Origin of the sequence: Pseudomonas sp. NPDC089752 (genome assembly GCF_044748725.1) — a bacterium.
GTDB lineage: Bacteria > Pseudomonadota > Gammaproteobacteria > Pseudomonadales > Pseudomonadaceae > Aquipseudomonas.
Window position 1 is genome coordinate 318,156 of sequence record NZ_JBIVGP010000008.1, and the last position, 14,081, is coordinate 332,236.

14 protein-coding genes are annotated in these 14,081 nt (G+C 60.3%); 7 read left to right on the top strand and 7 right to left on the bottom strand.

Annotated elements, in window-relative coordinates; translation table 11 throughout:
- Positions 1-121 precede the first annotated feature (121 nt).
- Genes dksA through ACIPZF_RS16180 form a run of 3 tightly spaced genes read right to left on the bottom strand, consistent with a single transcriptional unit; the run spans position 122 to position 2,083 of the window.
- Positions 122-526 (bottom strand): RNA polymerase-binding protein DksA, encoded by a 405-nt coding sequence (gene dksA / locus ACIPZF_RS16170; protein WP_400801151.1) that lies wholly within the window; start codon positions 524-526, stop codon positions 122-124.
- A 31-nt stretch (positions 527-557) separates the two neighbouring features.
- Entirely contained in the window at positions 558-1,904 is a 1,347-nt protein-coding gene (locus ACIPZF_RS16175; RefSeq protein ID WP_400801153.1) for a dihydroorotase, read from the bottom strand.
- Positions 1,901-2,083 carry a hypothetical protein gene (locus ACIPZF_RS16180; protein WP_400801154.1) on the bottom strand — a complete coding sequence of 61 codons (183 nt, stop codon included), beginning with the start codon at positions 2,081-2,083 and terminating at the stop codon, positions 1,901-1,903. Before ACIPZF_RS16180 ends, ACIPZF_RS16175 begins: the two co-directional genes overlap by 4 nt.
- Positions 2,084-2,184: 101 nt before the next feature.
- On the opposite strand from ACIPZF_RS16180, the gene ACIPZF_RS16185 reads away from it, so the two are divergent.
- Both ACIPZF_RS16185 and folE2 read left to right on the top strand, forming a co-directional pair.
- On the top strand, positions 2,185-2,622 hold the full coding sequence (locus ACIPZF_RS16185; protein WP_400801155.1) for a DUF4440 domain-containing protein: 438 nt from the start codon (positions 2,185-2,187) through the stop codon (positions 2,620-2,622).
- Positions 2,623-2,681: 59 nt separating this feature from the next.
- Positions 2,682-3,611 (top strand): GTP cyclohydrolase FolE2, encoded by a 930-nt coding sequence (gene folE2 / locus ACIPZF_RS16190; RefSeq protein WP_400801157.1) that lies wholly within the window; start codon positions 2,682-2,684, stop codon positions 3,609-3,611.
- Positions 3,612-3,643: 32 nt separating this feature from the next.
- Here folE2 and ACIPZF_RS16195 read toward each other — a convergent pair whose 3' ends face one another.
- Complete coding sequence (locus ACIPZF_RS16195) at positions 3,644-5,725, bottom strand: PAS domain-containing protein (RefSeq protein WP_400801159.1); 2,082 nt, start codon at positions 5,723-5,725, stop codon at positions 3,644-3,646.
- Between the two features lie 196 nt (positions 5,726-5,921).
- On the opposite strand from ACIPZF_RS16195, the gene ACIPZF_RS16200 reads away from it, so the two are divergent.
- Complete coding sequence (locus ACIPZF_RS16200) at positions 5,922-7,124, top strand: zinc-dependent alcohol dehydrogenase (RefSeq protein WP_400801161.1); 1,203 nt, start codon at positions 5,922-5,924, stop codon at positions 7,122-7,124.
- A gap of 96 nt (positions 7,125-7,220) precedes the next feature.
- Here ACIPZF_RS16200 and ACIPZF_RS16205 read toward each other — a convergent pair whose 3' ends face one another.
- From ACIPZF_RS16205 to ACIPZF_RS16215, 3 genes are all read right to left on the bottom strand, one after another.
- On the bottom strand, positions 7,221-7,379 hold the full coding sequence (locus ACIPZF_RS16205) for a hypothetical protein (protein ID WP_400801163.1): 159 nt from the start codon (positions 7,377-7,379) through the stop codon (positions 7,221-7,223).
- Between the two features lie 82 nt (positions 7,380-7,461).
- Positions 7,462-7,782 carry a hypothetical protein gene (locus tag ACIPZF_RS16210; RefSeq protein ID WP_400801165.1) on the bottom strand — a complete coding sequence of 107 codons (321 nt, stop codon included), beginning with the start codon at positions 7,780-7,782 and terminating at the stop codon, positions 7,462-7,464.
- The gene (locus tag ACIPZF_RS16215; RefSeq protein ID WP_400801166.1) at positions 7,763-8,308 is read right to left on the bottom strand and encodes a cupin domain-containing protein; all 546 of its coding nucleotides are present in this window, start codon (positions 8,306-8,308) and stop codon (positions 7,763-7,765) included. The genes ACIPZF_RS16210 and ACIPZF_RS16215 overlap by 20 nt, the downstream gene beginning before the upstream one ends.
- 146 nt (positions 8,309-8,454) lie before the next feature.
- Between ACIPZF_RS16215 and ACIPZF_RS16220 the strand changes: the two genes are divergently transcribed.
- The 4 genes from ACIPZF_RS16220 (at position 8,455) to ACIPZF_RS16235 (ending at position 14,061) form a co-directional block, all read left to right on the top strand.
- On the top strand, positions 8,455-10,242 hold the full coding sequence (locus ACIPZF_RS16220; protein WP_400801167.1) for a thiamine pyrophosphate-requiring protein: 1,788 nt from the start codon (positions 8,455-8,457) through the stop codon (positions 10,240-10,242).
- Between the two features lie 98 nt (positions 10,243-10,340).
- On the top strand, positions 10,341-10,868 hold the full coding sequence (locus ACIPZF_RS16225; RefSeq protein ID WP_400801168.1) for a (2Fe-2S)-binding protein: 528 nt from the start codon (positions 10,341-10,343) through the stop codon (positions 10,866-10,868).
- Complete coding sequence (locus ACIPZF_RS16230; RefSeq protein ID WP_400801170.1) at positions 10,865-11,866, top strand: FAD binding domain-containing protein; 1,002 nt, start codon at positions 10,865-10,867, stop codon at positions 11,864-11,866. The genes ACIPZF_RS16225 and ACIPZF_RS16230 overlap by 4 nt, the downstream gene beginning before the upstream one ends.
- A complete protein-coding gene (locus ACIPZF_RS16235; RefSeq protein WP_400801172.1) occupies positions 11,863-14,061 on the top strand; it encodes a xanthine dehydrogenase family protein molybdopterin-binding subunit in 2,199 nt (732 codons plus the stop codon). The genes ACIPZF_RS16230 and ACIPZF_RS16235 overlap by 4 nt, the downstream gene beginning before the upstream one ends.
- Positions 14,062-14,081: the final 20 nt, after the last annotated feature.

Consider the following 14,081-nt stretch of genomic DNA (forward strand, 5'->3'; position numbering starts at 1 on the left):
GTTTTTGCCGCACGATACAGGATTGCAGGGCCGAGCGCTACGGAACAGCTTCACGACTGCCCACGACGGCGGGCGACCGCAATTGTTTGAAACAGCGGTCTCAACATCATTGCAGCGCGAGCTAAGGTTGCACTAGATGACGCTCTTGGCGCTCCTGCCGCTCTTTTGCCTCAATGCTCAGCGTCGCTGTAGGCCGCAAGAGCAACCGCCGCAAGCCAATGGGCTCGCCGGTCTCCTTGCACCATCCATATTCCCCGCGCGCGATCCGCTCCAAAGCTTCATCGATCTTGTCCAAAAGCTTTTTCTCACGTTCCAGAAGGCGTAGTTGCCACTGCCTCTGTTCTTCAACCGTACCCAGATCGGAAGGATCGCTGCTGGGCTCAAACTCACGCATCACCTGGAATTCTCCGGAGATGCGTTCCTGAAGCTCCGTCCGCTGAGACAGCAAGAGCTCGCGAAAAAAAGCTTGCTGTGCAGCATCCATATACGCCTCATCGGGCAAAGAAAGCAGTTCTTGTTCAGTCATGGCGGTTACCCCACATCAGTAATTTGTTTGCTCAGGATCGCTGCGCACTGAAGGCAAGCGGCAACCCTTGGCACCCCTCGTTCAGCCGCCCTTCATGCCACGCGAGCTGTCCGGATACGATCGTGGTTCTCACACGATGACGCAGCTGGTGATTCTGGAACGGCGTCCACTGGCAGTGAGCGAGGATGGGATCAAGGCTGACCGGGCGCGGACTCTCAAGCCGCTCAATGAGTGCCAGATCCGCCCAATAACCTTCGCGCAGGTACCCACGCTCGTGAATTGCGAACAAATCGGCGACCGCATGGCTGGTTTTGCGCACCAGTTGAGTAATCGGCAGAACGCCCTCCTCGACCAGTTCGAAAAGAGCCGGAAAAGCATGCTGCACCAGCGGTAGACCTGAAGGTGCCGATGCATATGGCCGCTGCTTCTCCGCCAGGGTGTGAGGCGCATGATCAGTGCCAATCACATCGATACGGTCACAGAGCAGTGCTTGGCGCAAAGCATCTCGATCCTCACGCGTTTTGATGGAAGGATTGCACTTGATGAGATTCCCAAGGCTTGCATAGTCACGGTCATCGAACAGCAGATGGTGCGCGCAAACCTCAGCGGTGATCAGCTTGTTCGCCAGCGGCCCAGGCTCGAACAATCCCAGCTCTTTGGCCGTAGTCAGATGCAGCACATGCAGCCTTGTACCGAACTTGTTAGCCAGCCCCACCGCCAAACGGGAGGAACCGAAGCAGGCCTCCACATCACGAATTTTTGGATGCATCTCCGGCGGTATGAAATCACCGAATTGCTCCCGGTAGCGCGCCTCATTAGCCAGGATTGAAGGCGTGTGTTCGCAGTGCGCCAGCAGGATCGTGGGCACGCAGTCAAAAAGGCGCTCGAGCACCTTGGGATCATCCACGAGCATGTCTCCCGTAGATGCCCCCATAAACACCTTCACCCCAGCCACCTGGCGAGGATCGAGCCCCGCAACGATTTCCAGATTGTCTTTGCTCACGCCAAAATGAAAGCCATAGTTGGCGACTGAAGACGCCGCGGCCCGAGCCTTTTTGTCATCAAGGGCGTCGACAGAAAGTGTCGCAGGATGGGTGTTCGGCATGTCCATGAAACTGGTGATGCCACCTGCGACAGCGGCTCGAGACTCACTTGCCATGGTTGCTTTATGCGAGGCGCCGGGCTCTCGAAAATGCACTTGATCGTCAATCATCCCGGGCACAAGCCAACAACCTTGCGCATCGATTTCGACGGGTACGTTCTGGCCACCGATGCTCGGGGCGATCTTCTCAATCCGCCCGTAGGCAATAAGAACGTCGGCATCGAAGACTTCACCCTCGTTCACCAGCCGAGCATTTCTGAAAAGGATGCGGCTCATGCTAGAGCCTCCCCTTGATTGTCAGTCACCACCACCTCATCAAGCATCAGCACCTCCCCGCTGTCATGCTGCAGCGCAATTGCAGCGACGAGACCTTGAGAGCTCCAGGGCACCTGGCTGAGCACGTCGCTTAAAACGAAGCGGCTTCCCGCCCCCGCCTGTTCGAGCTTGTAAAACATGATCCGAGACCCAAATTACAATAGTTATGTTATAACTTATCATTAATTTACCCTAGCATCAGCATTTCACCTCCCAATTCAGACCCATCAGGTAAGCATTCATGAGCGAAGCCCCTACCCTCTCCGTCAGCACCGAAACGTATGCCGACACCGAGCTGGCCTGCCTCGCGGGAGCCAAAGCTGCCCTCTATCGGTGGGCGGCGACCGTCGCTACTCGCGATGTCGACAAGATTCTTGAGCTCTACGCCGCAGATGCCATTCTGGTTCCTACCTTGTCCAACCAGGTACGCGATTGCGATGACAGTCGCCGGAACTACTTCGAGAACTTCCTGGCCAACGATGGCCTTGTCTGTGACATCCAGGTCTTCAAAAAACGGGTAAGCCGAAAGCTGGGCACAGTCGTTGTCGGAGGGCTCTACACCTTCGTCTACCGTGATGGCGGCGAGCAGCGCATCGTACCAGCGCGATTCCTTTTCACCTTTGAGCGCATCAACGACGAGTGGCTGATCACTGGCCATCACTCTTCTATCGAAGCTTGATCCAAACCGGTACCTAGGCCTCCTGTCACGGGAGGGCCATACACCTGCGGACATACCAAATGAGTGCACAACTACCCGACGTTTCCGTCACCGACATCGCTCCGACGCTTGGCCCCCTGGAATGGGTTGGCATGCAAAGCATCGATATACCGGTGACGATTGACGAAGCGGGCTATCACCGCGAGCTTCATGCCAGAGCGGACGTACAAGTCGATCTACCTGCACCCCAGGTCAAGGGCATCCACATGTCCCGGCTCTATCGACTGCTGGACAGCTGGGGAGAGGTTCATCACCTCTCACCAACGCATGTTCGCGAGTTGCTCACCAGCATGATCGAGAGCCATCACGATTGCGACAGCCGAAGCGCTCGCCTCCAGCTGGACTTTGATCTCCTCGTGCGCCGCCCAGCACTAGTCACCGAGGGCTTGTCTGGCTGGAAATCGTATCCTGTGAACGTGAATGCATCTTTGGTAGAGGGCGCATTTTCCTTGAGTGTTGAAGCCACGATTGGTTATTCGTCTACGTGCCCCTGTTCAGCGGCATTGTCGCGTCAGCTAGTCGAAGAAAGCTTCCTGAAAGCGTTCAAAAATCGGTCCGCAGTTGAACCCGCGATCGTGGCGCAATGGCTGCGTGCAAACGCATCCATAGCAACGCCACACAGCCAGCGGAGCGAGGCGCGCGTGTCTGTCGTGATTGATCAAGAAGCTGCCAATTTGGGCCTCCTCTCGTTGATCAACTCGGTAGAAAATGCGCTGGGTACGCCGGTGCAGACCGCGGTGAAACGAGCCGACGAACAAGCCTTCGCAGCACTGAATGGGCAGAATCTCATGTTCGTAGAAGATGCCGCACGGCGGATTCGTGCAGCCCTTTCGAACTACCGAGCCCCACGAGTCCACGTCAGGCACCTGGAAAGCCTGCATCCTCATGACGCTGCTGCGTGGTCTGCTCCTCACCGACATGAGGCTGATCATGGGGGAAGGTTTGTGTAGCTGATGCCCTGCGCGAGTAACCGTGCTCGCAACTAGACCTTACCGCGGCACTTGCGCAGCAGGTTATTGACGTTCAGCGCCAGGGTTTCAAGTGCGAATGGTTTGGTTACTACCGCCGTGTCTGCCTCTAATTGGGCGTTGTCCAGCACATGCGGTTGCGCGTACCCAGTCATGAACAGGACCGGAAGACCAGGCCTGCTGCGACGTCCGGTATCGGCCATCTGCCTGCCGTCAATTCCTCCTGGAAGGCCAATGTCTGTCACAAGCACATCGATGCGGGTATCTGACCGGAGTAACTGGAGGCCGGCAAGGCTGTCAGCCGCCTCAATCACAATGTACCCGCAACTACCCAAGGCCTCGCTCACAAACATGCGCACGGAGGGCTCGTCATCGACGACCAGTACCGTCTCGCCTGAAGAAGCCACTGCCGATTCAGCCAGCGGCTCACAGCGAGTTACAACCTCGATCTCGGCTTTGTGAGTGGGTAGTTGTAGGTAAACCCGGGCACCACCCCCCTCCTCCGACTTGATCCTGACCTGCCCGCCTGATTGTTTGGCGAAGCCATAGATCATGGACAGGCCAAGTCCGGTGCCTGCCCCGACAGGTTTTGTCGTGAAGAACGGTTCAAATGCCCGAGCAAGCGTCTCAGGGCTCATGCCGACGCCATCGTCGGAAACACAGACGGTGAAGTAGGTTCCGGGTACCAGTTCTGGATCCAGCTCAACTCCCTGCGCCAGGTCCTCGTTGTACGTCTTGATGGAAATCGACCCTCCGCCGTCCAAGGCGTCACGAGCATTGATACACAGGTTCAAGAGTGAGTTCTCCACCTGGGCCGGGTCAACCAGGCACGTACTCGATGTCGCATTCAGCTCCACCTTGAGTTGTATTGTTGGCCCGACTGTCCGGCTAATCAGCTCTTCCATATCTCTGATCAGGGTGTTCACATCGGTGTGAACAGGCATCAAGGTCTGACGTCGAGAGAAGGCCAGGAGTCGATGGGTCAGGGATGCAGCCCTTTGCGCTGCCCCGTGAGCCACAGTCAGGTAGCGTTCAACATCGGCGACACGCCCCTGCTTCAACCGAAGCTTGATCAAATCCAGGCTTCCGGTGATGCCAGCCAGCAAATTGTTGAAGTCGTGGGCGATACCCCCGGTCAGTTGCCCGACCGCCTCCATTTTCTGCGATTGCCGGAGCGCCGCTTGGGCTGCCTCTCGCTCAGCCACAGCTTCTTCGATCCTCGCCTCCAGGGTGCGGTTAAGCTCTAAGAGCTTCGATTCGGCGGTTCTTCGCGCAGTTACGTCAATGGATGAGCCAATGAGTCCCATGACCTCGCCCGCTTCATCGCAAAAAGGTGCTTTGATCGACAGCCAGTAGGTAGCTGTGCCATCAGGCATGTCGACACGCTCTTCGATCTGTACAGCCTTCCCGTCATGCATGATGCGCTGATCGGTTTCCATTATCTGGCGAGCCTGAGCCTTGTCTTCCAGAACCTCCAGGTCAGTTTTGCCTAAATAGAACTCTGGCGGTTTGCCGATTAGTTGGGTGGCACCATCATTTGCAACGAGCAGTCTCCCCTCCAGGTCTTTGGCGTAGACAACACCTGGCACGGCAGCTGTGAATGTCCGAAGCAAAGCTGACACCCTGTCACGCTCAGCCTCCGCCGACCGGCGTGATTCAATGTCCATGAGAATCCCAGGGAAGCGAACAGCCCGTCCCTCTTCGTTGAGCTCAGCTCGTCCATTGGCCTCAATCCACCTGTAACTGCCATCGTGCTGGCGCACCCGGTATTCGCAACGGTATGCACCGCCCCGCTTCATGGCCTCCTGGATGTCGGCGGAGACGCGATCACAGTCATCTGGGTGAATTGACGAGAATGCTTCTTCGATCGGAATGCCTGCCAAGCACCTCTGCGCCGGCAACCCGAATGATCGTGAAAATCGCTCATCGGCGGTGACCCGGTTTTCCGGAATGTCCCACACCCAAGTTCCGATGATAGCGCCAGCATCGAGTGCTAGTTGCAGGCGCTCTGAAGCAGTCGTCGGAAACGCTTGTTCATGATTTGATGATGCTGGCGCATCAGGGGTGCCTGGAGTACCAGGACCTCCGCGATCCATAATTAGATTCCCTGCAAAATTTCTCAAGGTTAAGTCAACTCAACGTTCCCCGTAATGCCCCCGTTTGGGATCATTGGCCCAAAGGGACGAGAGGAATTATGCCTTGATTCTGCCGTTGAAGCGTTTGATCTGAACTTTGCATCGTCAGCTATCCTCCCTGCATAACCCGATCAATCCGGCTGCAGGAGCTGACACGATGAGAGCACTGACTTACCACGGCGCCCACGATGTCCGAGTGGATACCGTTGCCGATCCCATCCTCCAGGATCCCGATGACATTATTCTTCGGGTCACCGCTACCGCTATCTGTGGTTCTGACCTCCATCTTTATCGCGGCAAGATCCCTCAAACCGAAGCCGGCGATATCTTCGGCCATGAATTCATGGGTATCGTCGAGGATGTTGGTCGGGAAGTCACCAACCTGAAAGTGGGCGACCGCGTGGTGATTCCCTTCGTCATTGCCTGTGGCAGTTGCTTTTTCTGTCAGCATGACCTGTTCGCCGCCTGCGAAACGACCAACACCGGGCGCGGCTCGATCATCAACAAGAAAGGCATTCCACCGGGTGCGGCCTTGTTCGGTTACAGCCATTTGTATGGCGGAATTCCCGGAGGCCAGGCCGATTATGTCAGGGTGCCTAAAGGCAATGTCGGCCCCTTCAAGGTTCCAACGACGCTGCCCGACGACAAAGTGCTGTTTCTCTCCGACATTCTGCCCACCGCCTGGCAAGCCGTGACCAATGCTGAAATCGGCCAGGGCTCATCGGTGGCCATCTACGGCGCCGGGCCGGTCGGGTTGCTCAGTGCGGCCTGCGCGAAGATGCTGGGTGCACACACCATCTTCATGGTGGACGATAACGACCACCGGCTGGCCTACGCTCGCGACGCCTACGATGTGATCCCGATCAACTTCGAGAACGACGACGACCCGGCGGACTCGATCATTCGCCAGACGTCCGGAATGCGGGGCGTGGACGCTGTCATCGACGCCGTAGGCTTCGAGGCCAAGGGCAGCACCGCCGAGACAGTCCTGACCGCCTTGAAGATCGAAGGCAGCAGCGGGAAAGCGCTGCGCCAGAGTATCGCCGCTGCTCGGCGCGGTGGCACGGTCAGTGTGCCGGGCGTGTATGCAGGCTTCATTCACGCGTTCATGTTCGGTGATGCTTTCGACAAGGGCCTGACCTTCAAGATGGGACAGACCCACGTTCAGAAATACCTCCCAGAGCTGCTCGAACACATCGAGGCGGGACGGCTGGAACCCGAGCTGATCGTCACCCACCGACTCGCCCTGGAGGAAGCGGCCTTGGGTTACAAGATGTTCGACCAGAAACAGGACAATTGCCGCAAGGTCATTCTGGTACCCGGCGCTGCTGCGGGCACCCTGGGTCAAGAACAGGTGTGATGCACAGGAGCCAGGTCATGACGATCAAGCAACAGGTATGACATAAGGTCAACGAACCCAGGTCAGCAGCGTTGACCACAGCGCTGCTCTTGGGGTCTATATCGACTCTGCGTCGTCCTGGATGTCTTCCTCGGCCTCAGCTGCATCCGTGGCATCGGCATCGTTCAAGGGTGGAGAGCTGGGTTTTTCAGGATCGTTGATGAACGGGACACCGCTAGGGCCTTGCTCTTCAAATCCTTCGGTTTTGGGCTGCATGGCAAATCCTCCGAGTGATGGTACTTGGAGAGTCGCTCTTGCCTCGATGTTCAGTTGCGTTTGGCCCTGTCTTCATCGGATATCAACGCTGCTCGGCGAGTTGGTGGTACCAGCCAGCGTAGGGCGTATTGGTCACCTTATGGCGGTTGTAGTCAGGACTGCCGTCATCCCACCACACCGGCCCCCTCTCCCCTAACGCTACCTTAGCGTCATTTACCGCTGCTCGAGCGGCACGCAGCTGGTCGTCGTCGTTGGATACCTTGGCGTCCTTCACGGCTCGCCGCGCTTTCATCAGATCCTGCACCAGGCGCTGACGCACCTCATCGCAAAGCGCGGGATTGCTGCAGCGCCATAGCTGACCCTTGACCACGAAATAGCGACCGTCAGGTGTCGTTGGACGCATTCGCCGGCCATCGAGTCATCAACGCCCCCCCAATACCGCTGACCGGGTCTTGCTCAGGGCGCGGCACCTTGGAGATGCGGGCTAGGGCGCGCGAGTGCGCTGCTCTGTCTGGCCGCTGGATGTCGTAGTCTTCCTGCCCATGGGGATAGGCGCCGACCACCAGAAAATCGTCACTGCAATCGATGCAGCGATGGCCCGTGCCCGCCGGCAGCACCAGCACATCGCCGCGTTTCACGCTCAGGCTCTGCCCAGCCTCCCCGCCAAGCGTCAATCGGGCCCGCCCACAGGCAACGCCCAGTGCCTCATGGGCGTTAGGGTGAAAGTGGTGATAATGGAAGATCCCGGCGCGCCAGAGCGGTGTCCATTGGTGCGCCGCGAACATCGCTTCGAATGCGCTGGCAGCATCCCCCGCCGGATCGAGCTTCAATCGGTACAGCAGCACGGGAAAACGGCTGTTCGGCGTCGCGCCGTCGTCTTCGAAATACAGGGCCTGCACGCTGGCATCCGTCATGTTCATGAGGCTCATGATGCATCCTGATCGGGTTGTCGTTTCACCTTCGAGCCTGCCAGCTGCTCTCAGGTTCCAGCGGGCAGACCGGGGCGCACACCGTTGAAACTTTCCCGACACGTGCCAAGTCCAGACCCCTATCGATGACAGAACGGGAGCAGGCAATGACCGGCACGGTAGGCGACTTTCTGGTGGAGCGTTTGTATCAATGGGGGGTGCGGCGCATTTTCGGTTACCCCGGCGACGGCATCAACGGGGTGTTCGGCGCGCTGAGCCGAGCCAACGGCAAGATTGAATTCATCCAGGCCCGGCATGAGGAAATGGCCGCCTTCATGGCCAGCGCACATGCCAAGTTCACCGGCGAGCTCGGTGTCTGCATGGCCACCTCCGGTCCGGGCGCCTCGCACCTGCTGACCGGCCTTTACGATGCTCGCATGGACCACCAGCCGGTACTGGCCATCGTGGGTCAACAGGCGCGTGCGGCATTGGGCGGGCATTACCAGCAGGAGCTGGACCTGCTGTCGATGTTCAAGGACGTCGCAGGTGCGTTCGTTCAGCAGGCATCGACACCGGAGCAGGTACGCCACCTGCTCGACCGTGCGGTGCGTACGGCCGTCGGTGAACGCCGCGTCACTGCCGTCATCCTGCCCAACGACCTGCAGGACATGCCCTACCATGAACCACCGAGGGCGCACGGTACGGTGCATTCCGGCATCGGCTACAGCAAGCCCAGGGTGTTGCCGTTCGACGAAGACCTGCAGCGCGCCGCCGCCGTGCTCAACGACGGCCGCAAGGTGGCGATCCTGGTCGGTGCAGGCGCGCTGCAGGCGACTGATCAAGTCATGGCGATCGCCGAAAAACTCGGCGCCGGGGTGGCCAAAGCGTTGCTGGGCAAGGCTGTGCTGCCGGACGACCTGCCATGGGTCACCGGGTCGATCGGCCTGCTCGGCACGGAACCGAGCTATCAGCTGATGACCGAGTGCGACACCTTGCTGATGATCGGCTCCGGCTTTCCCTACGCCGAGTTCCTGCCCAAGGAAGGCCAGGCGCGTGGCGTACAGATCGACCTGCAACCCGACATGCTCAGCCTGCGCTACCCGATGGAGGTCAACCTGGTCGGCGATGCCAGCGAAACCCTGCGCGCCCTGTTGCCGTTGCTCGAGTACAAGACCGACCGTCGCTGGCGCGACAAGGTCGAGACCTGGCGTGCGCAGTGGGACAAGACCGTGGCCAAGCGTGCCCTGGTCAAGGCTGACCCGATCAACCCGCAGCGCGTGGTCCACGAGCTGTCCCCTCGCCTGCCCGACCACGCCATCATCACCAGCGACTCCGGCTCCTGTGCCAACTGGTTCGCCCGCGACCTGCAGATTCGCCAAGGTATGCAGTGTTCGCTGTCCGGTGGCCTGGCATGCATGGGCGCAGCCGTGCCCTATGCGATCGCAGCCAAGTTCGCCCACCCGCAGCGGCCTGTGGTTGCACTGGTGGGCGATGGGGCGATGCAGATGAACAACCTCGCCGAGCTCATCACCGTGGCCAAGTATTGGCAGCAGTGGGACAACCCTCAATGGATCTGTGCGGTGTTCAACAATGAGGATCTCAACCAGGTCACCTGGGAGCAGCGGGTAATGGAGGGAGACCCCAAGTTCGAGGCTTCGCAGTCCATCCCTGACGTGCCCTACCATCTGTTCGCCATCTCCATTGGCCTGCAAGGTATCTACGTGGATCGCGAAGAGGACGTTGCCGCTGCGTGGGAGCGCGCCCTGGCCGCCGAGCGCCCCGTATTGATCGAGTTCAAGACCGACCCGAACGTGCCACCCCTGCCGCCCCACATAAAGCTGGAGCAGGCGAAGAAGTTCGCCAGCACCTTGCTCAAGGGTGACCCCGACCAGGCGGGCATCATCGTTCAAACCGCCAAGCAGGTACTCGGCTCGGTGCTGCCTGGCAAGAAGTGATCGGTAACTGGGCGAGCCGGCTGAACGTTTGTTCGGCCGGCCCGGTCGCACAACTGAGACGCAGCCAACTGCGCGAACCCTGACCGTGAGGACCTACCATGAGCGCGATCACTCCCCATGGGGCTGAAGAGCACCCTCTCTCCCTGACCCTCAACGGTCAGCCCCGAAAACTGGTGGTGCATCCCTGGACCACCTTGCTCGATCTGTTGCGTGAACAGTTGGACCTGGTCGGTACCAAGAAAGGTTGCGACCATGGCCAGTGCGGCGCCTGCACGGTGCTGCGCGATGGCAAACGCGTCAATGCCTGCCTGACCTTGGCCATCATGTGCGACGGAGCCGAGTTGGTGACCATCGAAGGGCTGGCCAGCGGCGACGCCCTGCATCCCATGCAGCGCGCATTCATCACCCACGATGCTTTCCAGTGCGGTTACTGCACTCCGGGGCAGATCTGCTCCGCAATCGGGCTTGCTCACGAAGGGCGGGCCGATAGTCGCGAGGCCATTCGCGAACAGATGAGCGGCAACCTTTGCCGTTGTGGTGCCTATGGCAACATCGTCGCTGCGGTTGAAGAAGCCCTGCCGTTGATGACTGACAGGGCGCAGCCACAACGAGGGCCGAACCCATGACGCCCTTCAGCTACCAAAAGCCCGCATCGGTCAGCGAAGCCGTGAGCCTGGCTGATGCCGGCTCGCGCTTCATTGCCGGTGGCACCAACATCGTCGACCTGATGAAGGAGAACGTCGTTCGCCCCGAGCGTCTGATCGACATCAGCGGCCTAGGGCTGAACGATATTCAACCAACCCCCAGCGGCGGCGTACTGATCGGCGCGCTGGTGAGCAATGCCGACCTGGCCTGGCACCCGCTGATCGAAGCGCATTACCCGCTGCTGTCCGACGCTATTCTGGCTGGAGCATCACCGCAGCTGAGGAACATGGCCAGCACCGGTGGCAACTTGCTGCAACGCACCCGGTGCTACTACTTCTATGACACCGGCACCCCGTGCAACAAACGAGAGCCCGGCAGCGGCTGCCCCGCGCGAAATGGCCAGAACCGGATCCACGCGATCCTTGGCGCCAGCGCTGCCTGCGTCGCGACCCATCCCTCCGACATGTGCGTGGCAATGGCAGCGCTCGAAGCCGTGGTGCATGTACAAGGACCGGACGGCGAACGCCAGATACCTTTTGCGGCTTTCCATCGCCTCCCCGAAGACACCCCGGAGCGCGACAATCAACTGGCAGTCAATGAACTGGTGACCGGCATCGAGCTGCCGCCCCCGGTGTTCGAGCACCATTACCGTTATCTGAAAATACGCGACCGCGCCTCTTATGCATTCGCGCTGGTATCGGTCGCTGCGGCGTTGAGCTTCGATGGCGAGGTGATCCAGCAGGCTCGTCTGGCGCTGGGTGGTGTTGCCCACAAGCCGTGGCGGGACCCGGATGTGGAGCGCCTGCTGGTCGGCCAGGCGCCTTGTGAAGCGCTTTTCACGCGTGCCGCGCAAGCGTTGCTGCAGGGTGCGCAACCGCTGAGCCACAACGGCTTCAAGGTAACGCTTGCCCAGCGTGCAATCGTGCGGGCATTGAATGACGCGGTGCACGGTACCGCTGACAGAGGGGCACGACCATGAGCAACTCCACACCGGTAGTCGGCGCGCCCCTGGACCGCGTGGACGGGGTGGCGAAAGTCACCGGGCAGGCACGCTACGCGGGCGAATACCCCGAGGCGGGGCTGCTCCACGGCAGCGTCGTGTCCAGTACGATAGCGCGCGGTCGGGTACTCGACATCGACAGTACACACGCCCTGAACGTGCCCGGGGTGATCGCCGTGCTCGACCATGTTCATCGTCCGCGCATTTCCAGCTACGACGACGACTACAGCGACGCCGACTCTGCCGAGGGGTCGCCGTTTCGGCCCCTGTTCAATGATCGAGTGCTCTACAGCGGGCAACCGTTGGCGCTGGTGGTGGCCGAAACCCTCGAACTGGCCCGGTACGCAGGTTCGCTGATCAGCATCGACTATGCCGAGGAGGCCCACCAGACGGACCTGGGCGCATGCCAACAGGGGCATGAGGCACCCGCCGAGACACCGGCACCGCGTGGCGAATTCGCCGGGCAGTTCGCCGGATCGCCGGTGCAGGTGGACGCCACCTACCTGACGGCCAACGAGCACCACAACCCGATGGAACCCCATGCGTCCACGGTGCAGTACAAGGCCGACGGCACCCTGGAAATCCACGACAAGACCCAGGGCACGCAAAACTGCCAAGACTACCTGCACAAGGTGTTCGGCCTGCCCAAGGCCAGCATCCGGGTGCGCGCGGCGTTCGTCGGCGGCGCCTTCGGCTCGGGTTTGCGTCCGCAGTACCAGTTGCCGCTGGCCGTGATGGCGGCATTGCACCTGCAGCGTTCGGTACGCGTCACGCTGACGCGCCAGCAGATGTTCACCTTTGGCTACCGGCCCCGAACCGAACAGCGCCTGCGCCTGGGTGCAGACGCCAACGGGCAATTGCTGGCGATCGCTCACGATGCACTTGGCCAGACCTCCCGCTTCGAGGATTTCACCGAGCACCTGGTGGAATGGAGCGGCATGCTCTACCAGTGCGACAACGTTGCGCTCAGCTATCGACTGGCGCCGCTCGATGTGTACACCCCACTCGACATGCGGGCGCCTGGGGCCGGGTCAGGGATGATCGCGTTGGAATGCGCCATGGATGAACTCGCCTGTGCCGCGCAGATCGACCCGGTCGAACTGCGCCGGCGCAACTTTGCTGCCAACAACGGCAATGAGGGCAAGCCTTACTCCAGCAAGGAACTGATGGCCTGCTACCAGCAAGGCGCCGAACGCTTTGGCTGGCATTTGCGCAATCCGCAACCGCGCAGCATGCGCCATGGCAACCAGCTGGTGGGCTGGGGCATGGCCGGCGGCGTCTGGGAAGCCATGCAGATGAAGGCCAGCGCCAAGGCACGCATCGACGCCCGGGGCCATCTCACCGTCAGCAGTGCCACCACCGATATCGGCACCGGCACCTATACCGTCATGACCCAGATCGCAGCCGACGCTGCCGGCATCAGCGTGCAGGATGTCACCTTCGTACTGGGCGACTCTTCACTACCCACCGCTCCGCTTCAGGGCGGATCGTTCACGGTCTCGTCAGTGGGCTCGGCGGTGCGCCAGGCCTGCCAGATACTGCGCACCAAGGTGCTGGAACAAGCGCGCATGATGAACCCTCAGTTGGCCAGCAGCGCTTGGGAGCAGATCGCGTTCGCTGATGGCTATCTGCATGCTGGCAACCATCGCTTCGCCATGGCGGACATCGTCGCCAGCGCCCCCGATGGTGAGTTCGAAGTACAGATCGACGCCGAGCCCGGCGCCAGGCGCCAACAGTTTGCTACGGCGACGCATTCGGCGGTGTTCGTGGAAGTCCACGTCGACGAGGACCTTGGCACGATCAAGGTGGCCCGGGTGGTCAGTGCTGTGGCGGCAGGTCGCGTGGTCAACCCGAAAACCGCTCGCAGCCAGATTCTGGGAGGCGTGGTCTGGGGGGTAGGCATGGCCCTGCACGAATCAGCACTGACCGACCATCGGTTGGGCCGCATCGTCAATCACAACCTGGCGGAGTACCACATTCCGGTCAATGCAGACTGCGGTGATATCGATGTGATCTTCGTTGAGGAACACGACGAGATTGTCAACGAACTGGGGTCCAAGGGCGTAGGCGAAATCGGCGTCGTTGGGGTGGCGGCTGCGGTGGCCAATGCGGTCTACCATGCCACGGGCAAGCGTGTGAGGGAATTTCCGATCACCCTCGACAAGATGTTGTGAGCGGGCGGGGGCAAAGCCCC

Coding starts and splice junctions, on each gene's coding strand:
- ACIPZF_RS16200 (WP_400801161.1), top strand. CDS start 5,922: ATGAGAGCACTGACTTACCACGGCGCCCACGATGTCCGAGTGGATACC.
- ACIPZF_RS16175 (WP_400801153.1), bottom strand. CDS start 1,904: ATGAGCCGCATCCTTTTCAGAAATGCTCGGCTGGTGAACGAGGGTGAA.
- ACIPZF_RS16225 (WP_400801168.1), top strand. CDS start 10,341: ATGAGCGCGATCACTCCCCATGGGGCTGAAGAGCACCCTCTCTCCCTG.
- ACIPZF_RS16220 (WP_400801167.1), top strand. CDS start 8,455: ATGACCGGCACGGTAGGCGACTTTCTGGTGGAGCGTTTGTATCAATGG.
- ACIPZF_RS16185 (WP_400801155.1), top strand. CDS start 2,185: ATGAGCGAAGCCCCTACCCTCTCCGTCAGCACCGAAACGTATGCCGAC.
- ACIPZF_RS16235 (WP_400801172.1), top strand. CDS start 11,863: ATGAGCAACTCCACACCGGTAGTCGGCGCGCCCCTGGACCGCGTGGAC.
- ACIPZF_RS16205 (WP_400801163.1), bottom strand. CDS start 7,379: ATGCAGCCCAAAACCGAAGGATTTGAAGAGCAAGGCCCTAGCGGTGTC.
- dksA (WP_400801151.1), bottom strand. CDS start 526: ATGACTGAACAAGAACTGCTTTCTTTGCCCGATGAGGCGTATATGGAT.
- ACIPZF_RS16195 (WP_400801159.1), bottom strand. CDS start 5,725: ATGGATCGCGGAGGTCCTGGTACTCCAGGCACCCCTGATGCGCCAGCA.
- ACIPZF_RS16215 (WP_400801166.1), bottom strand. CDS start 8,308: ATGAGCCTCATGAACATGACGGATGCCAGCGTGCAGGCCCTGTATTTC.
- folE2 (WP_400801157.1), top strand. CDS start 2,682: ATGAGTGCACAACTACCCGACGTTTCCGTCACCGACATCGCTCCGACG.
- ACIPZF_RS16230 (WP_400801170.1), top strand. CDS start 10,865: ATGACGCCCTTCAGCTACCAAAAGCCCGCATCGGTCAGCGAAGCCGTG.
- ACIPZF_RS16210 (WP_400801165.1), bottom strand. CDS start 7,782: ATGCGTCCAACGACACCTGACGGTCGCTATTTCGTGGTCAAGGGTCAG.
- ACIPZF_RS16180 (WP_400801154.1), bottom strand. CDS start 2,083: ATGTTTTACAAGCTCGAACAGGCGGGGGCGGGAAGCCGCTTCGTTTTA.